We start from the raw sequence: 22009 nt of genomic DNA on the forward strand, positions 1-22009 counted from the left end.
ACACCCCAAAAGGCATGAGCGCCAAAAACATTCGGCACTGACATTCATCGACACACTGTTGAGTTCTCAAAGAACACGCGCACACCATCCACCCACAGACTCACGCCTGCCAGCATCAAGGGCAACTGTTCCAGCCTATCCCAGCTTGGTCTCGGAAGCAAACTTCCGACTCTTGGGGGACACACTATGTCAGGCACTCCGTACAACCTCGTTGTCTCCGGCCTCTCGGCTCGGAGTCGGTGTCCGTGTCGCTCTGACTCGACAAAAGTTACGCGAGCAGACTGCACCACGCAAATCCCCAGGTCGCGTCGACAACTCCCCACGTTTACGCAGGTAGCGGATGCGCGAGTGGCGTTCTCCAGCCCTCACTGAAGGAAACCGTCGACTGTGACGCCGGACATACCTCTACCTTCGGCGCACTGATATCGCTCGAACATGCTCCGGCACAGCAACATTCGGCTCGACGTCCGAAGCAGTCCGCGGTGTGCCCGCCGTTTCGACCATCGGGACGACGCCGGCCCACACTCCCCCCACCTCGATGTCGGCGGCGTCGTCGACCGGATCACCGGCCCGCGACTTGACCGACGCCTCGTGCAGAGGAAGCGCCAATACCGCCGTCGCCGCCAGCTCTTTGCGTGTGTGGGGACGGAGATGGGCGCTTCTCCCCTCGACGACCTGATCGACGATCGCGTTCAATGCACGCACGCGTTCGGCGTGGTCGGTGACGACTCGCGGCGTTCCGACCACCACCGCACTCCGGTAATTCATCGAATGATGGAACGCCGACCTCGCCAGTACGAGCCCATCGAGCGCCGTCACCGTCACGCAAATTTCTCCAGCGGGTGCGTCGACCAGGCTTCTGGCCGCGACCGATCCGTGGAGATACAGGCTTCCACCACGGTCCGGGCCTTCGAGATCGACGCCGTATGCAGTGGGTAGGACGCGCACGGAGCCGTCGACGACTACCCCCATGTGACAGATGCGCGACGACGCCAGCACGTCGATCAGGTCCGCGCGATCGCTACGGGCACGGGCTCGGCCACGCTTGATCGTCGTTCTGGGCGTCGGCGACAACGGGGTCTCGTAGATGCTCACCTCGTCGATCCTTGTCGACAAGTGGCCCGATGTCATGATCCACTGAACGCGATTTTCCATAGGCCACTGTGCAGGTGTTGGGAGCATCCGATGTTGCCGTCTTCGCTCACGATCACGCTCGATCGGTCAGGTACGCGTACCTTGCCGGTCCAGATCGCCGATCGAATTCGGTCCGCGATCAGCGACGGCGAGATCCGTGGTAACACTCGATTGCCCAGCAGCAGAGCGCTTTCCGGCGAGATCGGCGTGGCTCGAGGCGTCGTCGAGCAGGCCTACGAACAATTGATCGCCGAAGGGTGGATCGAAGCGCGTCGCGGGTCCGGTACATACGTGCGCCGCATCTCCTCGTCCACCGGGACCCGAGTTGGGAGGACAGCGTCCTCTCCCCCGCCCACCGCCACCACCCACCGCCGTCGGATACGACTCGGGACGGGCACCCCGTGGATCCCGCCTCGACTCCCTACAGCGTGGAAGCGTGCATGGCGCGACGCCGGCGCTGCTCCACACCCGCAGATCTATCCCGACCCACTCGGTGAGCCGCGGTTGCGCGACGCCGTCGTCGACCTGCTGGCCAGGGCGCGCGGCCTGCACACGGACTCGAGCTCGGTCGTCGTCACCACCGGCAGCATGCACGGTCTCGGCCTCGCACTGGCCGCGCTTGCCGACCCCGGAGTCGACGACTCTCCCGTGCTCGCTCATGAGAATCCGGGTTATCGCGTCGCAACGACGACCGCTCGTCGCGCCGGGTGGTCGCTGTTCGACGTCCCCGTCGACGCCGACGGAATGGTGACCGACCACCTCGATTCCGCGCCAGGGCAGACACGCGCCGTGTATGTCACGCCGTCGCACCAACATCCCACGGGAGGACTGCTTCCGGTGGGCCGTCGACGAGCCCTCGCCGACTTCGCGCGAACGCGTGACGTCATGATCATCGAGGACGACTACGACTCCGAATTCCGTTACGACGTAGCACCTTTGCCGACGATTGCGGAGTTCGCACCGGATCGCACGATTTATCTCGGGACCGTCGCGAAGACGTTCGGCGGCGGCATCAGACTCGGGTGGCTCGTCGCACCGCCGCACATCGTCCAGACGATCGCGTCGGTGCGCGCCGACACCGGTGACTACCCCTCCGTGCCGGTTCAGAACGCGATGGCGTCGCTGCTGCGCGACGGCGAGTGGGATCGGACGGTCCGCGCGGCGCGCCGCCGCTACCGCGAGCGCGACCGCCGCGTCACCGAGGCACTCGCGCCCTACGGCGAACTGCGCGGCGTCGGCGCCGGGATGCACACGACGCTGCTGTTACCCGAACACACCGCGACCGACGTTGCCCGTATGGCGTCCGAGGAGGGCGTCGACGTCGACACGCTCGCGAGGTCGACCAGAAGCCCGTCCCCGATCACCGGTTTGCTCGTCGGCTACGGGTCCCTGTCCGACGAGGACCTCGTCTATTGCCTCGACGTGCTCACGAATGCCCTCGACTCAGTGAACCGCTGACTCGAAATACCCGTTGTCGCAGCCAGTTTCAGAGGGAGGAGCCCATAGAACGCGTCAGCTGACGCGTTCTATGTTGCCGCCCAAGGCGGTCAGGTTCTCCACGAACCGCGGGTAGCCGCGGTCGATGTGATAGACGTCGTGCACCTCGGTGACGCCGTCGGCGCACAGACCCGCGAGGACGAGGCCCGCGCCTGCTCGAATATCCGACGACCACACCGGCGCGCTCGACAACTGCGGCACCCCCCGCACGACCGCATGGTGACCGTCGGTTCTCGCGTCGGCGCCGAGTCGAATCATTTCCTCGACGAACCGGAAGCGCGCTTCGAATACGTTCTCGGTGATCATCGACGTACCGTTCGCGACGGCCGCAAGACCGATGGCCATCGGCTGTAGATCCGTCGGGAATCCGGGGAACGGCAGCGTCGCGAAATTCACGGCAGTCGGACGCTCGTGCTGGACGACGCGGAAACCGTCGGGCTCGGAGGTCACCTCGGACCCGGCCGCGCGCAGCTTGTCGAGTACCAGAGACAGATGTTTCGGGTTCACGCCGCGCACACGGACGTCGCCACGCGTCATGGACGCCGCGATACCCCACGTCGCCGCGACGATGCGGTCTCCGATGACACGGTGGGTGGTCGGCTTCAACGATTCGACACCCTTGATGGTCAGTGTCGACGTGCCCGCTCCGGTGACGTTGGCTCCCATCTCGTTGAGCATGTTGCAGACGTCGACGATGTCCGGCTCGCGCGCGGCATTGTCGATGACCGTTTCCCCCTTGGCGAGCACAGCCGCCATCAGGATGTTCTCGGTCGCGCCGACGGACGGGAAAGCCAAGCGAATGTTGGCGCCCCGCAGCTCGTCGGCCTCCGCGACGACGCAGCCGTGCTGAATTTCGCTGTGGGCGCCGAGCAACCGCAGGCCGGACTGGTGCATGTCCAGAGGCCGCGAGCCGATGGCGTCACCACCCGGAAGCGCAACCACTGCGCGCCTGCACCGCGCGACGAGCGGGCCGAGCACGCACACCGACGCCCTGAACTGCGTCACAGCCGGGAAATCCGCGTGATGTTTCGGTTCGGCAGGCGTCGTGATGCGGACGACGTCACCTTCGAGCTCGACATCGCAGCCGAGGCCGCGCAGCACCTCGGCCATCAACGGCACGTCGAGAATGTCCGGGCAGTTGGTGATGATGCTCGTGCCCTCCGCCAACAGCGCAGCCGCCATCAGTTTCAGAACGCTGTTCTTGGCGCCCCCGACCGACACCTCGCCGACGAGTCGGTTTCCTCCGGATACCAAAAAGCGTTCACTCACAATTCGACAGCGTAGCCAGGGAAGCGCGACGGCATCCGAGCGGTACCGTGACTTCATGGCTGTGCACCTCACCCGCATCTACACGCGTACCGGCGACGACGGCACCACAGGACTCAGCGACTTCTCGCGCGTCACCAAGAACGACCCACGTCTCGTCGCCTACGCCGACTGCGACGAGACCAACGCAAGCTTGGGAGTTGTTCTAGCTCTTGGTAATCCGCCGCAGCAGGTCGTCGACGTGATTCGCACTATCCAAAGCGATCTGTTCGACGCGGGTGCGGACCTGTCCACTCCGGTCGTCGAAGACCCGAAATATCCACCGCTGCGTATCGACCAGAGCTACATCGATCGCCTCGAAGCATGGTGCGACGAGTTCAACGAGAATCTCGAGCCGCTGACGTCGTTCATCCTCCCCGGTGGCACTCCGTCGGGAGCTCTCCTGCACGCCGCACGCACGGTGTGCCGTCGCGCAGAACGCGCTGCGTGGGCCGCGGTCGACGCGAGCCCCGACACGACGAACGCACTGCCGGCGAAGTATCTGAACAGATTGTCGGACCTGCTGTTCATCCTGAGCAGGTATGCGAATCCGGACGGAGACGTCCAATGGGTTCCGGGAGCGTCGCGCTCTACCGAATAATTACGGGGCAGGAGCGGAACCTGCAGGAGCGACCTACGCAGCCGGCCGGCCGCGCTTCGAGCGGTCCGACGGCCGGGATTCGAGCCACGACATGAACGCGGTCAACGCACCGCGGTCGAGAGCGATCTCGTAGGTCCTGCCTCGATCCGAGAGTTCGAGGATTGCGATCTCGTCGGACATGATGTCGAACTCGTTGTCGCGGGGCGTGCGCCTGGCACCCACTTCGATGCCCTGACGTGCCATCCGATGGTTGGGCCCGAGCTTCAGGCTCGACAGTTTGAAGAAGACCATCGTGTTGTCGCCGTAGCGGATGACGCCGTGACGCCAGCCACTGCCACCCACGACCGGCGTCACGCGCATGATGGCCGCGGTACCACCGCGCCGCAGCACGTTCAGACGGTACAGAAAAGCCGCGACGAGGCCTGCGAGCAGCACTACCAGAAGGATCAGAACGATCACTCCGATGTGCATCACAGACCTCGTCGCGGCTTGCTGTCGAATACCTAGGCGCGCTCGGCAGCGCGAATTCGGCCCTTCGCGATTGCGAGAGCTTCCTTGTCGTCACCGCCTGCGTCCAATACTGCACGAGCTGCTTCGACGTCGATGTCCTGCGCGAAGTCCGCGGACTCCGCCAGAACGGTGACGGTCTTGCCCGTGACCGACAGGAATCCACCGTGAACTGCAGCCACGATCTTCTCCCCGTCGGTCGTCGTGATGGACACCGTCCCTGCCTCGACGAGCTGGCCCAGTACGGGCTCATGGCCGGCCATGATGCCGATCTCGCCCTCGGTCGTCTGAGCGCTCACCAGGGTCGCGTTGCCGGACCACAGCTTCTGCTCGACCGCGACGAGAGCGACCTCCATGCCGTTCGTTTCCGCAGATGTCACGTCGGGCTACTTTCCGGCCATCTTCTTCGCTGCAGCCTCGACGTCGTCGAGACCACCACAGCTGTTGAAGGCCTGCTCGGGAAGGTGGTCGTACTCGCCCTTGGTGACCTTGTCGAACGCCTCGATGGTGTCCGCCAGCGAGACGACCGAGCCGGCCTCACCGGTGAACTTCTCGGCGACGATGAAGTTCTGGCCGAGGAACTTCTGGAGACGGCGTGCGCGGCCGACCAGAACCTTGTCCTCTTCCTGAAGCTCGTCCATACCGAGGATGGCGATGATGTCCTGCAGTTCCTTGTACTTCTGCAGGATTCGCTTGACCTCGTTGGCAACGCGGAAGTGCTCTGCACCGACGATGCCGGGCTCGAGGATTCGCGACGTCGAGCTCAGCGGGTCCACAGCGGGGTAGATACCCATCTGCGAGATCGGACGCGAGAGCTCGGTCGTGGCGTCGAGGTGGGCGAACGTCGTCGCAGGCGCCGGGTCGGTGTAGTCGTCGGCGGGGACGTAGATCGCCTGCAGCGAGGTGATCGAACGTCCACGGGTCGAGGTGATGCGCTCCTGGAGCTCACCCATCTCGTCCGCCAGCGTCGGCTGGTAACCCACGGCAGAAGGCATACGTCCCAGAAGGGTCGACACCTCGGAACCTGCCTGCGTGAAGCGGAAGATGTTGTCGATGAAGAGCAGAACGTCCTGGCCCTGAACATCGCGGAAGTACTCCGCCATCGTCAGTGCGGACAGGGCGACGCGCATACGCGTGCCCGGCGGCTCGTCCATCTGGCCGAAGACGAGGGCGGTGTCCTGAAGGACGCCCATCTCTTCCATTTCCAGGTGAAGGTCGGTGCCCTCACGAGTGCGCTCACCGACGCCTGCGAACACCGAGGTGCCCGAGAACTCGCGAGCGATACGCGTGATCATTTCCTGGATCAGAACGGTCTTGCCGACGCCGGCACCACCGAACAGACCGATCTTTCCACCCTTCACGTACGGGGTCAGAAGGTCGATGACCTTGATGCCCGTCTCGAGGATCTCGGTCTTGCCTTCGAGCTGATCGAAGGCTGGTGGCTTGCGGTGGATGCCCCACTGCTCGCCGTCGCGACCCAGTCCGGGGGTGTCGAGGCAGTCACCGAGGGCGTTGAACACGTGGCCCTTGACGACGTCGCCGACGGGAACCGAGATCGGCTTGCCCGAGTCGGCCACCGAGGTGCCACGAACCAGACCGTCGGTCGGCTGCATCGAGATGGTGCGGACCAGGTTGTCGCCGAGGTGCTGCGCAACCTCGAGCGTCAGGGTCTTCGCCACCGTCGGCAGCGTGATCTCTGCGTGCAGTGCGTTGAACAGGGCGGGGATGGCGCCGCGCGGGAACTCGACGTCCACAACGGGGCCGATGACCCGAACGACACGGCCGGACTGAGTGTCCGCTCCGCTCGCGTTCTCTTGGGTTACTGCTGCGGTCATTGCTTAGTCACTTCCTGCGCTGTCAGCCAACGCGTTCGCGCCACCAACGATTTCGCTGATTTCCTGGGTGATCTGGGCTTGCCGAGCCTGGTTCGCCTGACGGCTCAGGTTCTCGACCAATTCGTTCGCGTTGTCCGTCGCGGCCTTCATGGCGGTACGACGCGCGGCCGACTCGGATGCAGCCGCATCGAGCAGCGAGGAGTAGATCCTCGTGCTGATGTACTTCGGCAGCAGAGCCGACAGGAGGGTTCCGGCCTCGGGTTCGAAGTCGTACTGCGCCTGGACTTCCGAAGCGGACGGTGAGTCGGTGAGTGCGTCGGCACCCAGTTCGATCTCTTCGTCCGTGTAGGAGATCTCCAGCGGAGCCATGCGACGAACTTCGGGCTTCTGCGTCAGCATCGACACGAATCGCGTGTAGACGATGTGCAGTTCGTCGACGCCCTCGACGGTGCCTTCACCGTTGGGTGCATCGACATCCGAACCGGATCCCGCCATGAAGAGCTCGACCAGGTGCTTGCTGGCCTTCGCTGCGTCGGCGTAGCCGGGCTCCTGGGAGAAGCCCGTCCAAGCGCCCTTCACGTCGCGCTCGCGGAAGGTGTAGTACGTGAGTCCCTTCGCACCGAGCACGTAGATGACCGGATCCTTGCCCTCGGAACGCAGGAGCTGGAACAGCTCCTCCGCTTCCTTGAGCACGTTGGAGTTGTAACCACCGCACATACCGCGGTCACTGGTGACGACCAGGACTGCAGCACGCTTGGGTTCGGGCCGCTCGTTCAGCAGCGGGTGGTCCAGCGAACCGGACGCACTGGCCAACGCGGAGAGCACGTTGGTGATCTCTTCCGCGTACGGCTTCGATGCAGCAACACGCGCCTGCGCCTTGGTGATTCGCGATGTCGCGATCAACTCCTGCGCCTTGGTGATCTTCTTGGTCGAGTTGACCGACTTGATCCGGGAACGCAGCTCGAGAATGCTTGCCATCAGCTGTTCACGCTCCCTTCTCTACTCGTAACGACACTGGGCATCTCTCGCAGACCTACTTGCTGACAGTCTTGCGAGTGACGTTGACCTGCTCCTGGTTGACCTCGTCCGGGTTCAGCGTGTCCGCCTCTGCCTCGTTGACGACGCGGTTGCCCTCGGAGTCCAGGAATCCTGCCTTGAACTTCTCGGTGGCCTCGACCAGTGCCTTCTGCGCGTCCTCGTCGAGAGCCTTGCCGCCGGCAATGCTGTCGTAGACGCCGGTGGCGTTGCGGTGCAGATCTTCGAGCAGCTCGCTCTCGAAGCGACGAACGTCGCCGACGGGAACCGAGTCGTACGTGCCCTGGCCGGCGAGCCAGATCGAGACGATCTGATCTTCGACGGCAACCGGTGCGTACTGGTCCTGCTTCAGCAGCTCCACGAGGCGAGCGCCACGCTCGAGCTGTGCCTTGGAGGCCGCGTCGAGGTCGGAAGCGAAAGCCGAGAAGGCTTCGAGCTCACGGAACTGAGCGAGCTCGAGACGCAGCGAACCGGAGACCTTCTTCATGCCCTTGGTCTGCGCTGCGCCACCGACTCGGGACACGGAGATACCGACGTTGATGGCGGGGCGAACACCTTTGTTGAACAGGTCCGACTCCAGGAAGACCTGGCCGTCGGTGATGGAGATGACGTTGGTCGGGATGTAGGCCGAGACGTCGTTGGCCTTGGTCTCGATGATCGGCAGAGCCGTCAGCGATCCACCGCCGAGCTCGTCGGACAGCTTCGCCGAGCGCTCCAGCAGACGGGAGTGCAAGTAGAAGACGTCACCGGGGTAAGCCTCGCGGCCCGGCGGGCGACGCAGCAGCAGCGAGATGGCACGGTATGCCTCGGCCTGCTTCGTCAGGTCGTCGAACACGATGAGGACGTGCTTGCCCTGGTACATCCAGTGCTGGCCGATGGCCGAGCCGGTGTACGGAGCGAGCCACTTGAAGCCGGCGGAGTCGGAGGCGGGAGCCGCGACGATGGTCGTGTACTCCAGTGCGCCCTGCTCTTCGAGCGCGGCCTTGACGCCTGCGATCGTGGAGCCCTTCTGGCCGATGGCGACGTAGATGCAGCGAACCTGCTTCTTCTCGTCGCCGGACTCCCAGTTGGCCTTCTGGTTCAGGATGGCGTCGATGCAGACGGCGGTCTTGCCCGTCTTGCGGTCGCCGATGACGAGCTGGCGCTGTCCGCGGCCGATCGGGGTCATGGCGTCGATGGCCTTGATACCGGTCTGCAGCGGCTCTTCGACCGGCTGACGCTCGAGCACGGTCGCTGCCTGCAGTTCGAGTGCGCGGTTCTCGGTCGACTCGATGTCGCCGAGGCCGTCGATGGGCTGGCCCAAGGGGTTGACGACGCGGCCGAGGTAGCCGTCGCCGACCGGCACGGACAGAACGTCACCCGTGCGCTTGACTTCCTGGCCTTCTTCGATGTGCTCGTAGTCACCGAGGATGACCGCACCGATCTCGGTGGCATCCAGGTTCAGCGCCACACCGAGCACGCCGCCGGGGAATTCCAGCAGCTCGTTGGACATCGCCGACGGCAGCCCGGACACGTGCGCGATTCCGTCGCTCGTGTCGGTAACCGTGCCGACCTCCTCGCGGGAAGACTCCGGTGAGTAGCTCGCGGTGAAGTTCTCGATCGCGCTACGGATCTCGTCGGAGGAGATCGTCAGCTCCGCCATATTGTTTCCTGCTCTTCCTTCGATGTTCGCGGTATCAAACGCTTCGAAACGTCGAAACGCTTTTCCTCGGACTGTGGTGTCCGTACTCGGACTACTTGAGTGTCTTTCGCAATGCAGCGAGGCGTCCTGCCCCACTACCGTCGATGACCTCGTCGCCTATCCGGACCACGAGTCCGCTGAGCAGTTCGGTATCGACCTCGACGTGCACGGTGACGGGCTTGCCGTACGTACGTGTCAGTGTCGCAGTCAGCTTTTCGAGCTGACTGTCGCTGAGCGGCGCCGCACTCCGCACATGAGCGACAGCTCGGTCACGGACCTTCGCCGCCTGCCCAGCCAGCGCGTCGAGCGCGTCGGCCGGAGCCGTCGTGCGCAGACGACTGACTGCCTGGATCGCCAGGGCCTCGGTGACCGCGGTCACCTTGCCGTAGAGAAGGCGTCCGAGCAGCTCACGCTTCGCCTGGACCGGCTTGCCGAGATCCGACAGAGCCTGCTCGAGCGACGGGTTGGCTGCGACGATGCGGCCGAGGCGGAACAGTTCGTCCTCGACCGTATCGAGCTGGTTCTGATCTGCCGCGGCGCGAAGCAGCGCTTCACGTCCCAGCTCGACCAATGAGTTCAGCAGGTCCGATGCCTTGGACCAGCTCTCCGAGACAGCGCTCTTCAGAATGCGAGCGGTGATCTCGGAGACCTGTCCGGCGAACAGCTCCTCCACGAGAGCGCTGCGACGAGTCGCCGAAACCGACGCGTCGGCCAGCGCGGTACGCAACGTGCGCTGACCGTCGAGGGACTCGACGACAGCGAAGAGCTCTGCACCGGTCTGCGCGGCAGCAGCAGTTTCCGCACCTGCCGACGCAGACCCCAGCGCATCGTTCGCAACCGAACGCGTGCGGGCAAGAGCCTCACGAGAAGTTGCGTACATGGTCATCTCACTTTCCGGCTGCAGAGTCAGCCGTGACGGAGTCGAGTTCGCTCAGGAAACGATCGATCGAGCCTGCGCGCTTCGCCTCGTCGGACAACTGCTCTCCGATGACCTTCTCGGCGAGTTCCACTGCCGTGCGTCCGAGATCGGCACGGAGTTCCGTGACGATCTGCTGACGCTGCGCGACGAGCTGGCTGTGGCCTGCGGCCACGATCCGGTCGCTCTCTTCCTGCGCCTTCGTCTTCATTTCGGCGAGAATGGCCTGTCCCTGGCTGCGTGCGTCCTCACGGATCGCCGCTGCCTCGGACCGAGCGTCGGCGAGCTGCTTCTGGTACTGCTCGAGAGCAGCCTTGGCCTCTGCCTGCGCCTCTTCGGCCTTCTTGATGCCGCCTTCGATCAGATCGCTACGTTGCGCCAGGACGGCCGAGAACTTCGGGAGGATGTACTTCCAGAAGACGAAGCCGATGACAGCGATGCAGACCAAAGACCAAACGATGTCGTATGTCGCGGGGAGGAGAGGATTGATGTCCTCGCCTTCCTCCGCGGCCAAGATCGCGATGTTGGTTGCCATGTCGAATTAACCGAACAGGAAGCCGGCGACGATACCGATCAGCGCGAGAGCTTCGGTGAACGCGATACCGAGGAACATGTTGGTACGGATGGTGCCCTGGAGCTCGGGCTGACGCGCGATGCCCTCGATGGCCTTGCCGACCACGATGCCTACACCGATGCCAGGTCCGATGGCTGCGAGGCCGTAACCGATGGCGCCGTAGCCGCCACCCGTAACGGTGGTCTCGGTGACTTCCTGTGCCAGGTACGCGAGGCTCATTTGATTTCCGTTCCCTTTCTGTTGCCCATCACCGGTCGGTGCGTGGGTCAGGTAGATCTGTCGGTCGAGCGGTCTAGTGAGAGTCGGCGTGCAGCGCGAGATCGATGTACACCGCGGTCAGCAGGGCGAACACGTACGCCTGCAGACCGATGACGAGCATCTCGAACAGCGTGAAGCCGAAGCCCGCTGCAAGCGAGAACACGCCGAAAATCTTCATTCCCGCCGCGGCCTGGAAGAAGAAGAACTGGGTCGCGCTGAAGAACAGCACGAGCATGAGGTGGCCGGCCAGCATGTTGGCCATGAGACGAACGGTCAGCGTGAACGGCCGCAGGATGAAGGTCGAGATGAACTCGATCGGGATCAGAATTATGTGCAGGGCAGGCGGAACGTTCGGAACCACGATGCTGCTCTTCACGTACTTGAAGAAGCCGTACTTCTTGATGCCCACGTAGTTGAACGTGACGTAGGCGATCGCTGCGAGGACGATCGGCATACCGATTCGCGCGTTGGGCGAGATGTTCAGGAACGGAATGATTCCGGAAAGGTTCATGAACAACACGGCGAAGAAGATCGTCATGATGATCGGCAGGAAGCGCTTTCCCTGCTCCTTGCCGAGGATCTCGTCGGCGATCTGAACCTTGACGAAGTCGAGCATGTACTCGACACCGTTCTGCAGACCCCGCGGAACGACCTTCGGGCTTCGCATCGCGAACGCGAACAACACGACCAGCACGAGGGTCATGAGAATGCGAATCAGCATCAGCCGGTCGAGTTCGAAGGGGGTGCCTTCGAACAACACAGCGGGAGGAAAGAAGTCGGTTAGTGACGGCGGGTGGAACTCCGCAGCCAAGTTGGTGACGCTCAGCGGTCTCTCCCGTGTTCGGGCCGCAGACATCTACGACTGCGGTTCGATCGGACATTGACGATCTATCAAGTCGACGATATCGGCTCGAGGTCGTCAGCAGCTGAGGCAGATTTTCAGGTCGGCCAGCGTCTGTCGGGTGTCGGCGACTCACGTCGACTCGGTAACTTCTCGTTACCTGCAAGCGCCTTCGTGCACGCGAAATGTCCCATTCGCGGCAGTCCACCACTTACTTGGTCGGAACTTTATCAACACAACTACGACGATGTGTAGGTGGGGCCGATTCTTGACCGATTACGACACATCGTCGTACTACTTCTCGTCGGACCCCGGTGTCGCAGGCGGTTCGTCCACATAGGGGGCCTTGGTGCGCACGACGCCGTACACCTCGGCACCCAGCACCAGAACCAGTGCCGCGATGACGACGCCTGCGAGTGCGCCCTTGCTGTAGAAATCCATGTCCTTCAGGACAGCGAGAACCACCACGGCCAGCAGCATCTTGACGATCCACCCGCCGAGCAGAACCGCGCCCGCCATGGTCGGTGGGAACTTCGACGTCAACGCGATGGACAACGCTGTCGTCAGGATGAAACCGCCGCCGAGAGCGGCTCCGATGAGCGCTCCCCACAACCCGGGGAGCCCCGCGACCAGCGTTGCGACGACTGCGCCGACGACGGCGAGCACCACGAGACCGATCACCCCGTAGCGAACCGCGGCGCGCATCGTGTCGGACTGATCGGGCACGGGCGTTGGAGAGAAGCTCACAGGCGCACAGACTACCCAGTGGCGCGCGACGTCACGCCCGACGCCCTCTTCGACCAGCGGCGCGCGAGCGCCGTCGCTGTCGGGCGAGATCCAATCGGACCGAGGGGACGGCCGTCACCACCAGCGCGAACACGAGGCCGGCCGCCACCAGGAGCACGACGACGCGACGGTCGATGAGCGACGACCCGACAGCTCCGAACGCCAGTACGCCCACCCACAGGTAGATCACGAGCACGACGCGTCGGTGCGAGTGACCGATCTGCAGCAACCTGTGATGCAGGTGCATCTTGTCCGGGCTGAACGGGCTGCGACCGGCGCGGGTGCGCCGAACCACGGCGAGCAGCAGGTCGAGGATCGGAATGAACATGACCGCACCGACGAGCAGAATCGGCGACAACAGACCGAGCAGGTCACGTGGGCCGTACGCGACGAGCGGGATCCGGCCGGACGCGCTCGTCGACACCGTCGCGAGCATCAGGCCGATGAGCATGGACCCGGAGTCGCCCATGAAGATGCGGGCGGGCTGGAAGTTGTGCGGGAGAAATCCCAGGCACGCGCCCGCCAACGCTGCTGCGATGACGGTCGGCGGATAGATGCCGACGTCGCCGCCCTGCTCGTGCAGCAGGCCCACCGAGAAGACACAGATGGCGATGGACGCGATCAACCCGAGTCCGGCAGCGAGCCCGTCCAGCCCGTCGACGAAGTTCATCGCGTTGACCATCACGACCGTCACCAGCACCGTGACCAGTCCGGCCTGGAGCTGATCGAGCACGACCGTCTGCACGTCGGACCACGGAACGTAGATGATGTACCAGCTCACGCCCATCACGACGAGCACACCGGCGGCGGTCACCTGGCCGACGAACTTGGTCAGAGCGTCGAGACCCCATCGATCGTCGATGATGCCGACGACGACGATGACGCACCCGGCGAGCAGCGCAGCGGGAATGTCCTGGGTGTACTCCGAGTCGAATCCTCGCGCCAACGCCGGAAGTTGCGACGCGAACAGCAGCGCGACCAGCATGCCGAGGTACATGCCGGTGCCGCCGAGCCGCGGCGTCGGGGTGACGTGCACGTCGCGTTCGCGAGGCGCTGCGACCGCTCCGAACTTGATCGCGAGGACGCGAACTCCGCCGGTGGCGAGGAACGTCACGACGGCCGCGGTCAGGAAGACCAGCAGCAACTCCCTGATCGGGACGCCTGCTCCCTGCCCCGGCTGTGCCACTACGTCGACCGTCATGCGCGAGGGTACGCAGGCTTGCGGGTCACGAGGCTCGTGACGTCGTCCCGGATCGACGCGATCTCGCGGTCACCGGCCTCGGTACCCATCTCTGCGCGAACAGCGCGCGCGACGAGCGACGACACCGCCTGCATGTCCGACGCGTCGAACCCCTGCGTCGTCACTGCTGCCGAGCCGACACGAATTCCCGACGCGACCGCGGGCGGAGCCGGGTCGAACGGGATCGCATTCTTGTTCAGCGTGATGCCTGCCGCCTCGCATCGCGCCTCGGCCGTTCGGCCGTCGACTCCGAGGTTCTGTAGGTCGAGCAGCGCGAGGTGCGTGTCGGTTCCGCCGGAGACGGCACGCATGCCGTTCTCGACCAGACCGGACGCAAGGGCTGCCGAGTTGGACACGACGTCGGCCGCGTAACGCTTGAACGCGACGGTCGATGCCTCGGCGAACGCGACGGCCTTCGCCGCGACGGTGTGCATCGCCGGACCGCCTTGGCTGAACGGAAAGACCGCCTTGTCGATGGCGCGCGCGTGTTCCGCACGGCACATCAGCATCCCGCCTCGGGGTCCGCGCAGCACCTTGTGCGTGGTCGCCGAGACCACGTCCGCATACGGTACGGGCGATGGGATCGCTTGTCCGGCAACGAGACCGATGAAGTGAGCCGCGTCGACCCACAGGATTGCACCGACTTCGTCGGCGATCGAACGGAAGGCGGCGAAGTCGATCAGGCGCGAGTAGGCCGTAGCCCCTGCGACGATGATTCGGGGGCGGTGGACGAGGGCGAGCTCGCGGACCTCGTCGTAATCGATCAGTTCGGTGTCTCGTCGCACGTGGTACGGGATCGGCGTGAACCACCGGCCGGAGAAGCTGACCTTCGAACCGTGTGTCAGGTGTCCGCCGTGCGGCAGGCTCATCGCGAGAATCGCATCACCGGGCTGCGCGAACGCGGCGTAGACCGCGAGGTTCGCGTTGGCACCCGAATGCGGTTGCACGTTGACGTGATCGGCGCCGAACAGCGTCTTCGCCCGCTCGATCGCGAGGTTCTCGGCGCGATCGACGACCTCGCAGCCACCGTAGTAACGGTTGCCCGGATAGCCCTCGGCGTACTTGTTGCCGAGCACGCTCCCCAGTGCCGTGAGGACCGCGGGGCTCGCGAAATTCTCGCTTGCGATCAACTGCAGGCCGGAACGCACACGGCCGAGTTCACCGAGCAGGACGTCGGCGATCTCTGGATCGGCAGCCTCCAACTCGGTGAAGTCGGGGCCGAAGAAGTCGGGCGTCGTCACGTGGCAGCACTCCCCTGCCGCAGGCTGTCCGCCGTCACGCCGAGAACCTCACCGACGGCGTCGGCCGAGATGGCGCCCTCGCGCAGGATGCGCGGGCTCTCCGACGTCAGGTCGACGATGGTCGATGCGACGGCGTGCTCGGCCGGTCCACCGTCGAGGTACACCGCGGCGGAACCCCCGAGCTGATCACGAGCCTCCACGACCGTCGTCGCAGGCGGTTGACCGGAGATGTTGGCGCTCGAGACCGCCAAGGGCCCGACCTCGCGCAGCAACTCGAGCGCAACCGGGTGCAGCGGCATACGCAACATGACGGTGCCCTGTGCGTCGCCGAGATCCCAGGCCAGCGACGGTGCCTGCTGCACGACGACGCTCAGCGCGCCCGGCCAGAACGCCTTGATCAGATCGCGCGTGCGCGGACGGACGCCCTGGACGAGTCCGTCGATGGTGTTCCAGGATCCGACGAGCACCGGTACCGGCATGTCGCGACCGCGGCCTTTGGCGCGCAGAAGGTCGGTGACCGCGCTGCTGTCGAAGGCGTCGGCAGCCAGGCCGTAGAGAGTGTCCGTCGGCATGACGACGAGTCGACCGGACTTGAGGGCGCCTCGGGCAGCGGTCAGTCCGGCGGCCCGGGAATCGGCTTGCTGGCAGTCGTAGACGGTGCTCACTCCCCTATCCTGTCACTCACCTCCCGCGAGACGGCAGATGGCTCGCGGGAGTGCGTCAGTGGCCCGACACGTCCGTTTTCGACACGGCCGCTCTGGACGCGACGACGAACCGCGGCCGTCCTGCGAGATCCGGGTGTTCCTCGACCCCGGCGAAGATGCGTCGGCGCTCGAACAACTCGGCCACCTGGCGCCCGTGGGAGTCGTCGTGTTCGACGCCCGCCGCTCCCCCGACGCGCAGCAGACGTGCGATCGTCCCGATCATGGGCTCGATGACCGACAGTCCGTCCGCGCCACCGAACAGTGCACGATGCGGGTCGTGGTCCACGACTTCCGGTTCGAGTTCCGCACCGAGCGGAATGTACGGCGGATTGGACACGATGAGGTCGACGCGCCCGTCGAGGTCGGTGAGCAGCGTTCGGTCGGTGACGTCGCCGTGATGCAGCGTGATCGGCGTATCCCCTTGTTCCGCACGCAGATCCGCGTTGCGACGCGCCCACGCCAGAGCAGGTGGATCGATTTCGACGGCGTGAACTTCGGCGTCCGGCCGGGCATTCGCCACGGCGAGCGCCAAAGCGCCTGAGCCGGTGCACAAGTCGACGACGACGGGCGGCTTGGTATCGACGCGTTCGAGAAACGCCAGAGCCCAGCCGAGCAACAGCTCGGTCTCGGGGCGTGGAACGAACACTCCCGGACCGACTTCCACGTCGATGTTGCCGAGAGCCGTTGTGCCGGTGATGTATTGAAGTGGAATACGCTTCGCGCGTTGCTCGACGGTCTTCATGTACGCGTCGATGATCTCGGGCTCGACCAAGGGGACGAGCCCGAGACGGCCGCGTTCGACACCGACGATGTGCGACGCCAACAACTCGGCGTCGACGCGAGCGCTCGGGACACCTGCGGCCTCCAACTTGCCGGTGGCGTCGAGAATGGCCAGGCGCAGTGGTTTACGAGTCACGAGTACAGCGTGCCACGAAGTGTCATTCCGCCTGCATGCGAGCCTCGCGGTCGGCCTTGCCGAGCGCGTCGAGCAACGCGTCGAGTTCGCCGTCGAGGACCGCGTCGAGGTTGTGTGCCTTGAATCCGATGCGGTGATCGGTGATTCGGTTCTCGGGGAAGTTGTACGTGCGAATGCGCTCGGAGCGGTCGACGGTCCGCACCTGGCTGGCCCGCCCCGCTGCGGCTTCCTCGTCGGCAGCTTCCTCGGCCGCGGCCTGCAGGCGCGCGGCGAGCACCTGCATGGCACGTGCCTTGTTCTGGAGCTGAGATCGTTCGTTCTGGCAGGTGACGACGATTCCGGTGGGCAGGTGCGTGATGCGAACCGCGGAGTCCGTCGTGTTGACGCCCTGGCCACCCTTGCCGGACGAGCGGTATACGTCGATACGCAGATCGGTCTCGTCGATCTGGACTTCCTCGACCTCTTCGGGCTCGGGATAGACGAGAACGCCTGCCGCGGAGGTGTGCACGCGTCCCTGCGACTCGGTGACCGGCACACGCTGTACGCGGTGCACGCCGCCTTCGAACTTCAGCCGCGCCCAGACGCCGTCGAGCGAATCGCCCTTGGTCTTGATCGACAGCGTCGCATCCTTGTATCCACCGAGGTCGGAAACGTTGGCGTCGAGGATCTCGACGCGCCAGCCGCGTCGTTCCGCGTACCGGACGTACATGCGAGCCAGATCGGAGGCGAACAAAGCCGATTCCTCGCCACCCTCACCGGACTTCACCTCGAGGACGATGTCGTCGCCGTCGTGCGGATCGCGGGGAGCCAGCAGATCGGCGAGCGTCTGCTCCAGCGTCTCCACCGACTGTTCGAGGTCGGGAATCTCGGCGGCGAACGACGCGTCGTCGGCGGCCAGTTCGCGGGCGGCGGCCAGATCGTCCTGTGCCGAGACGAGTTTGCCGTGCACGGACATGATCGGCGCCAACTCTGCGAAGCGTTTACCCGCACGACGTGCAGCACTGGGGTCGTTGTGCAGCGCCGGGTCCGCCAGCTGCTGCTCGAGGCCCGAGTGTTCGGCCAGAATGTCGTCGATGGCCGAAGGCTTCGTCATCCTCGCCATGGGTGTGCTCCGCTCTCGTGAATCCTCGATAGGTATGAAAAAAGCCGACGCCCGCCCTGCAAACTGCACAGGGCGGGCGTCGGCGAAACAGCTAGCTGTCGGCTGCAGCCTTCTTGCCGGCGCGCTTTCCGTAGCGAGCCTCGAAGCGTGCAACGCGACCACCGGTGTCGAGAATCTTCTGCTTGCCCGTGTAGAACGGGTGGCACTGCGAGCAGACCTCGACGTTGATGCGCTCTTTGTCGGTGGTGCTACGCGTCTCGAAAGTATTTCCGCAACCACAGACCACGGTGGTGGTGGTGTAGTCGGGGTGGATTCCTGCCTTCATGGTGTCCCTTTCCAATGGTCGCCGGGTCGACCTCGCCGTTCGAGGACGTGAACCGGAACCGGACTCGGCCGTTCAGTATGCCAGAGAGAGCGGTTGACCTGCTAATCGCTCACTGACAGGTGCTTCAACACGGGCACTTCGACTCTTGTTCCCAGTCGTGCGTGCGAATGTACAGCGGGCTGTACATTCGCACGCACGGGTGCCTAGTCGTCGAGCGCGCCGGGCGCGGTCTTCGACACCTGGATCAGGAACTCGAGGTTGTTCTTGCTCTTCTTGAGCCGGTCGATCAGCAGATCGATGGCCTGGTGCGAGTCGAGGCCCGACAGCACGCGGCGGAGCTTGTGCAGCACCGCTGCCTCGTCCGAGCTGAGCAGCAGCTCGTCCTTACGCGTACCGGACGGGTTGACGTCGACGGCCGGGAAGACGCGTCGCTCGGCGATCTTGCGATCGAGCTTGAGCTCGGCGTTACCGGTGCCCTTGAACTCCTCGAAGATGACCGTGTCACCGGTGGAACCGGTCTCGACCATCGCGGTGGCGATGATGGTGAGCGATCCGCCGTTCTCGATGTTGCGCGCAGCACCCAGGAAACGCTTGGGCGGGTACAGCGCGGTCGAGTCGACACCACCGGACAGGATGCGTCCCGATGCAGGCGAGCTGTTGTTGTACGCACGGCCGAGTCGCGTGATCGAGTCGAGCAGCACGACGACGTCCTGGCCGGCCTCGACGAGACGCTTCGCACGCTCGATGGCGAGCTCGGCCACCGACGTGTGGTCGCCCGGCGGACGGTCGAACGTCGAGGCGATGACCTCGCCGTTCACCGAACGCTGCATGTCGGTGACTTCCTCGGGACGCTCGTCGACGAGGACGACCATCAGGTAGCACTCGGGATTGTTGACCGAGATGGCGTTGGCGATGGCCTGCAGAACGCTGGTCTTACCGGCCTTCGGCGGGCTCACGATCAGCGCACGCTGGCCCTTACCGATCGGCATGACCAGGTCGATGATGCGCGTGGTCAGGATGTTCGGCGTGGTCTCGAGACGCAGACGCTGGTTCGGGTAGAGCGGCGTCAGCTTGCCGAACTCGGGACGCTTGCGCGCCGATTCGACGTCGCCGCCGTTGACGGTGTCGAGACGAACGAGCGGGTTGAACTTCTGGCGCTGGTTCGACTGTTCGCCTTCACGCGCGACTCGAACGGCACCGGTGATCGCGTCGCCGCGACGAAGTCCGTTCTTGCGCACCAGGTTCATCGAGACGTAGACGTCGTTCGGACCCGCCAGGTACCCGGACGTACGCACGAACGCGTAGTTGTCGAGAACGTCGAGGATGCCCGCTACGGGCTGGAGAACGTCGTCCTCGCGAATCTCGGGCTCGCGCTCGCGTCCCTCGCTGCCGCCGCCGTCACGGTCGCGTCCACGACGACGCTCGCGGAACCGGCGACCCCGACGACCACGACCTTCTCCGTCGTCGTCCTGGTTGTCGCGGTTGTCACGATCGGACCGCGGACCGTTGTTGCGGTCTTCACGGTTGTCGTTGCGGCTGTCGCCTCGGTTCTCGCCCCGGTTGTCACCCTGGTTACGACCACGGTTCCGGTTGTTCTCACCACGACCGTCGCCACGACCGTCGGACCGGTTGCCGTCGCCGCGGCCGTTGTCGGACCCACGGCCCTCGGAACGCGTGTTGTCGCCGCGGTTTTCCGAACGGTTGCCGTCGCCGCGCGTCGCGGTGTCGTTGTCCGAAGCTTCGGTGCGAGCGCCGCCGTCGGCACGGTTTCCGCGGCCACGACGCGGACGCTCGGAGGCTGCGTTGTCGGATTGTTCCTTGTCGGCAACAGGAGCGCTGGACTCGGAAGCCGACTCGGAGGAAGCCGTGTCGTCGAGCGGAAGCTGGTCGGGTGCACCGGCACGACGACCGGAAGCCCGACGTCCCCGCGTGCGACGCGGCGCCTCGGCCGCATCGTCGGTCGCCGCAGGCGCGGCCGCCGGAGCGTCGTCGACGGGAGCCTTGTCCGCTACGGCCGCAGCGCGACGCGATGTCTTGGGTGCCGCCTCGGCCTTCGGCTGCGCTTCGATCTTCGAAGGCGCGGCACCGCCTGCCTGACGTGCAGAAATTGCGGCGATCAGGTCGCCTTTGCGCATGCCCGAGATGCTCTTGATGCCGAGTTCTCCCGCGAGACTACGCAGCTCGGTGAGCACCATTCCGGACAGGCCAGCTCCGCGGCGCGTTTTCTCGGGCGCAGAGATCAGTTCCGTATCGGTCACGGAGGTCCTTTCCTTCCCTCGCTCGCAGTCTGCGCAGTCGAGGGTTCGTTCCGCAGCTCGAATCTCGTATCGAACCCGGATGTAGCCGTTCACGATCGACACGCTTCGGACAGACGACCGATTCCGATGCCGCGTGTGTGTTGCGGATGGGAATCGAGCCAGGAACGTCAACCACCCCGGACGTGGAATCCCCCGGATGCAGCAACTTGAATGCCCTGGTGAAAACCGGCGTCTGAAGCGCACGATGTACGGACGAACCTCAGAATAGCCCTGTTCGACACAGTCGGCAAGAACCGGTTACCGGCGAGTCACCCGATTCGGACGCCGTCGGCGACCTCGAGCTCGAGAACTTTCAGTCCTTCGCTGTCTGCCTGTTCCTTCATGTCCTGCGGAAACGGTTCCGTGCACAGAGCCAGTACCGTCGGCCCGGCGCCAGACAACACCGCCGCGATGCCGCGCGCGCGCAGTGACGAGATCCACTTCGTCGCGTCCGGCAACGCACTCGAACGCTGACCTTGATGCAACAGGTCCTCGGTCGCGGCCATCAACAGATCGGGCCTCTGTGTCAGCGCGACGACCGCGAGCGCTCCCCTGCTGACATTGAACGCCGCGTCGCGATGCGGGACCAATTCCGGTAGCAGACCACGGGTATGCGACGTCGACGATCGCTCCGAGGGTACGAGCGCGACGACGCGGATGTCCGGATGCACGGCAAGACGCACGGCCGAATAGGTGCGTTGCGTGATGCTCGCGCTTGCCGGCTCGCTCCACGACACGACGGCACCGCCGAGCACACTGGCCGACGCGTTGTCCGGATGACCTTCGAATTCGGACGACAACTGCACGAGTTGCTCGTCGCTCAGCGCGAGCGACGGATCGAGTTTCGCCGCGAGACCGTTGGCGGCCGCCAGTCCTCCGACGACCGCCGACGCCGATGATCCGAGACCACGCGAATGCGGAATGACGTTGTTGCACACCACATCCAGGCCGTCGGCCCAGACGCCTGCCGCCTCCAGCCCACGCTCGATCGCCCGTACGACGAGATGCGTCGGCCCCCACGGGACGTCGTCGGCACCTTCGCCCTGAACGTGGATGCTCAGACCCGACGTGGTCGTGGTGACGGTGACCTCGTCGTACAGGCCCAGTGCGATACCGAGGGTGTCGAACCCCGGGCCGAGATTGGCACTCGACGCAGGCACACGGGCGGTCACGGTCAGACCGGTCGGCAGCGTTGTCGTCATGGTCGCGGATTC

At 64.8% G+C, this 22009-nt stretch carries 22 protein-coding genes; 2 read left to right on the plus strand and 20 right to left on the minus strand.

From position 1 onward, the window contains the following. Positions 1 to 405: 405 nt before the first annotated feature. Positions 406 to 1095: a pyridoxamine 5'-phosphate oxidase family protein gene (locus tag RhoFasB10_RS09985; RefSeq protein ID WP_254303586.1), complete on the minus strand. Its 690-nt coding sequence runs from the start codon at positions 1093 to 1095 to the stop codon at positions 406 to 408. A 90-nt stretch (positions 1096 to 1185) separates the two neighbouring features. Here RhoFasB10_RS09985 and RhoFasB10_RS09990 point away from each other — a divergent pair, with 90 nt between their 5' ends. Then, positions 1186 to 2592 (plus strand): PLP-dependent aminotransferase family protein, encoded by a 1407-nt coding sequence (locus RhoFasB10_RS09990; protein WP_167676255.1) that lies wholly within the window; start codon positions 1186 to 1188, stop codon positions 2590 to 2592. Positions 2593 to 2646: 54 nt separating this feature from the next. Here the strand turns inward: RhoFasB10_RS09990 and murA are convergent, their stop codons facing one another. Further along, the gene (murA, locus tag RhoFasB10_RS09995) at positions 2647 to 3900 is read right to left on the minus strand and encodes a UDP-N-acetylglucosamine 1-carboxyvinyltransferase (protein WP_068429353.1); all 1254 of its coding nucleotides are present in this window, start codon (positions 3898 to 3900) and stop codon (positions 2647 to 2649) included. A 55-nt stretch (positions 3901 to 3955) separates the two neighbouring features. Here murA and RhoFasB10_RS10000 point away from each other — a divergent pair, with 55 nt between their 5' ends. Beyond that, complete coding sequence (locus tag RhoFasB10_RS10000; RefSeq protein WP_068429357.1) at positions 3956 to 4537, plus strand: cob(I)yrinic acid a,c-diamide adenosyltransferase; 582 nt, start codon at positions 3956 to 3958, stop codon at positions 4535 to 4537. A gap of 33 nt (positions 4538 to 4570) precedes the next feature. Here RhoFasB10_RS10000 and RhoFasB10_RS10005 read toward each other — a convergent pair whose 3' ends face one another. The 18 genes from RhoFasB10_RS10005 to thrB all read right to left on the minus strand — a co-directional run bounded on the left by RhoFasB10_RS10005 (position 4571) and on the right by thrB (position 21997). After that, the gene (locus tag RhoFasB10_RS10005) at positions 4571 to 5008 is read right to left on the minus strand and encodes a DUF2550 domain-containing protein (RefSeq protein ID WP_068429360.1); all 438 of its coding nucleotides are present in this window, start codon (positions 5006 to 5008) and stop codon (positions 4571 to 4573) included. A gap of 32 nt (positions 5009 to 5040) precedes the next feature. Then, complete coding sequence (locus RhoFasB10_RS10010; RefSeq protein ID WP_068429363.1) at positions 5041 to 5400, minus strand: F0F1 ATP synthase subunit epsilon; 360 nt, start codon at positions 5398 to 5400, stop codon at positions 5041 to 5043. Positions 5401 to 5430: 30 nt separating this feature from the next. Next, positions 5431 to 6879, minus strand: coding sequence for a F0F1 ATP synthase subunit beta (gene atpD, locus RhoFasB10_RS10015; protein WP_068429366.1), 1449 nt, complete (start codon positions 6877 to 6879; stop codon positions 5431 to 5433). A 3-nt stretch (positions 6880 to 6882) separates the two neighbouring features. Beyond that, positions 6883 to 7857, minus strand: coding sequence for a F0F1 ATP synthase subunit gamma (locus tag RhoFasB10_RS10020; protein WP_068429369.1), 975 nt, complete (start codon positions 7855 to 7857; stop codon positions 6883 to 6885). Positions 7858 to 7912: 55 nt separating this feature from the next. After that, positions 7913 to 9556: a F0F1 ATP synthase subunit alpha gene (gene atpA / locus RhoFasB10_RS10025; RefSeq protein WP_068429372.1), complete on the minus strand. Its 1644-nt coding sequence runs from the start codon at positions 9554 to 9556 to the stop codon at positions 7913 to 7915. Positions 9557 to 9647: 91 nt separating this feature from the next. Beyond that, positions 9648 to 10475: a F0F1 ATP synthase subunit delta gene (locus RhoFasB10_RS10030; protein WP_068429447.1), complete on the minus strand. Its 828-nt coding sequence runs from the start codon at positions 10473 to 10475 to the stop codon at positions 9648 to 9650. Positions 10476 to 10482: 7 nt separating this feature from the next. Continuing rightward, complete coding sequence (locus RhoFasB10_RS10035) at positions 10483 to 11046, minus strand: F0F1 ATP synthase subunit B (RefSeq protein WP_068429375.1); 564 nt, start codon at positions 11044 to 11046, stop codon at positions 10483 to 10485. A 6-nt stretch (positions 11047 to 11052) separates the two neighbouring features. Then, positions 11053 to 11304 (minus strand): ATP synthase F0 subunit C, encoded by a 252-nt coding sequence (locus RhoFasB10_RS10040; protein WP_019667280.1) that lies wholly within the window; start codon positions 11302 to 11304, stop codon positions 11053 to 11055. 73 nt (positions 11305 to 11377) lie between these two features. Continuing rightward, on the minus strand, positions 11378 to 12199 hold the full coding sequence (gene atpB, locus RhoFasB10_RS10045; RefSeq protein ID WP_174551474.1) for a F0F1 ATP synthase subunit A: 822 nt from the start codon (positions 12197 to 12199) through the stop codon (positions 11378 to 11380). A gap of 279 nt (positions 12200 to 12478) precedes the next feature. Further along, on the minus strand, positions 12479 to 12931 hold the full coding sequence (locus RhoFasB10_RS10055) for a hypothetical protein (RefSeq protein WP_068429381.1): 453 nt from the start codon (positions 12929 to 12931) through the stop codon (positions 12479 to 12481). Positions 12932 to 12962: 31 nt separating this feature from the next. After that, positions 12963 to 14171, minus strand: a complete 1209-nt coding sequence (locus RhoFasB10_RS10060) for an MraY family glycosyltransferase (protein WP_167676257.1) — start codon at positions 14169 to 14171, stop codon at positions 12963 to 12965. Next, a complete protein-coding gene (glyA, locus tag RhoFasB10_RS10065) occupies positions 14168 to 15451 on the minus strand; it encodes a serine hydroxymethyltransferase (protein ID WP_068429387.1) in 1284 nt (427 codons plus the stop codon). The genes RhoFasB10_RS10060 and glyA overlap by 4 nt, the downstream gene beginning before the upstream one ends. Then, positions 15448 to 16116 (minus strand): L-threonylcarbamoyladenylate synthase, encoded by a 669-nt coding sequence (locus RhoFasB10_RS10070; protein WP_167676259.1) that lies wholly within the window; start codon positions 16114 to 16116, stop codon positions 15448 to 15450. Before RhoFasB10_RS10070 ends, glyA begins: the two co-directional genes overlap by 4 nt. A 55-nt stretch (positions 16117 to 16171) precedes the next feature. After that, entirely contained in the window at positions 16172 to 17071 is a 900-nt protein-coding gene (gene prmC / locus RhoFasB10_RS10075; RefSeq protein WP_068429393.1) for a peptide chain release factor N(5)-glutamine methyltransferase, read from the minus strand. 22 nt (positions 17072 to 17093) lie between these two features. Then, positions 17094 to 18173, minus strand: a complete 1080-nt coding sequence (gene prfA / locus RhoFasB10_RS10080) for a peptide chain release factor 1 (protein ID WP_068429396.1) — start codon at positions 18171 to 18173, stop codon at positions 17094 to 17096. A 91-nt stretch (positions 18174 to 18264) separates the two neighbouring features. Further along, positions 18265 to 18498, minus strand: a complete 234-nt coding sequence (gene rpmE / locus RhoFasB10_RS10085) for a 50S ribosomal protein L31 (RefSeq protein WP_068429399.1) — start codon at positions 18496 to 18498, stop codon at positions 18265 to 18267. A 203-nt stretch (positions 18499 to 18701) separates the two neighbouring features. After that, the gene (gene rho / locus RhoFasB10_RS10090) at positions 18702 to 20756 is read right to left on the minus strand and encodes a transcription termination factor Rho (RefSeq protein ID WP_167676261.1); all 2055 of its coding nucleotides are present in this window, start codon (positions 20754 to 20756) and stop codon (positions 18702 to 18704) included. Between the two features lie 308 nt (positions 20757 to 21064). After that, positions 21065 to 21997, minus strand: coding sequence for a homoserine kinase (gene thrB, locus RhoFasB10_RS10095; RefSeq protein ID WP_068429452.1), 933 nt, complete (start codon positions 21995 to 21997; stop codon positions 21065 to 21067). Positions 21998 to 22009 lie beyond the last annotated feature (12 nt).

The organism is Rhodococcus sp. B10 (assembly GCF_011770055.1).
Taxonomy (GTDB): domain Bacteria; phylum Actinomycetota; class Actinomycetes; order Mycobacteriales; family Mycobacteriaceae; genus Rhodococcoides; species Rhodococcoides kyotonensis_B.

Coding starts and splice junctions, on each gene's coding strand:
- RhoFasB10_RS10020 (WP_068429369.1), bottom strand. CDS start 7,857: ATGGCAAGCATTCTCGAGCTGCGTTCCCGGATCAAGTCGGTCAACTCG.
- prfA (WP_068429396.1), bottom strand. CDS start 18,173: ATGGCGAGGATGACGAAGCCTTCGGCCATCGACGACATTCTGGCCGAA.
- RhoFasB10_RS10005 (WP_068429360.1), bottom strand. CDS start 5,008: ATGCACATCGGAGTGATCGTTCTGATCCTTCTGGTAGTGCTGCTCGCA.
- RhoFasB10_RS10060 (WP_167676257.1), bottom strand. CDS start 14,171: ATGACGGTCGACGTAGTGGCACAGCCGGGGCAGGGAGCAGGCGTCCCG.
- rpmE (WP_068429399.1), bottom strand. CDS start 18,498: ATGAAGGCAGGAATCCACCCCGACTACACCACCACCACCGTGGTCTGT.
- atpB (WP_174551474.1), bottom strand. CDS start 12,199: ATGTCTGCGGCCCGAACACGGGAGAGACCGCTGAGCGTCACCAACTTG.
- RhoFasB10_RS09990 (WP_167676255.1), top strand. CDS start 1,186: ATGTTGCCGTCTTCGCTCACGATCACGCTCGATCGGTCAGGTACGCGT.
- RhoFasB10_RS10035 (WP_068429375.1), bottom strand. CDS start 11,046: ATGGCAACCAACATCGCGATCTTGGCCGCGGAGGAAGGCGAGGACATC.
- RhoFasB10_RS10010 (WP_068429363.1), bottom strand. CDS start 5,400: ATGGAGGTCGCTCTCGTCGCGGTCGAGCAGAAGCTGTGGTCCGGCAAC.
- RhoFasB10_RS10000 (WP_068429357.1), top strand. CDS start 3,956: ATGGCTGTGCACCTCACCCGCATCTACACGCGTACCGGCGACGACGGC.
- thrB (WP_068429452.1), bottom strand. CDS start 21,997: ATGACGACAACGCTGCCGACCGGTCTGACCGTGACCGCCCGTGTGCCT.
- RhoFasB10_RS10040 (WP_019667280.1), bottom strand. CDS start 11,304: ATGAGCCTCGCGTACCTGGCACAGGAAGTCACCGAGACCACCGTTACG.
- atpA (WP_068429372.1), bottom strand. CDS start 9,556: ATGGCGGAGCTGACGATCTCCTCCGACGAGATCCGTAGCGCGATCGAG.
- RhoFasB10_RS10030 (WP_068429447.1), bottom strand. CDS start 10,475: ATGTACGCAACTTCTCGTGAGGCTCTTGCCCGCACGCGTTCGGTTGCG.
- atpD (WP_068429366.1), bottom strand. CDS start 6,879: ATGACCGCAGCAGTAACCCAAGAGAACGCGAGCGGAGCGGACACTCAG.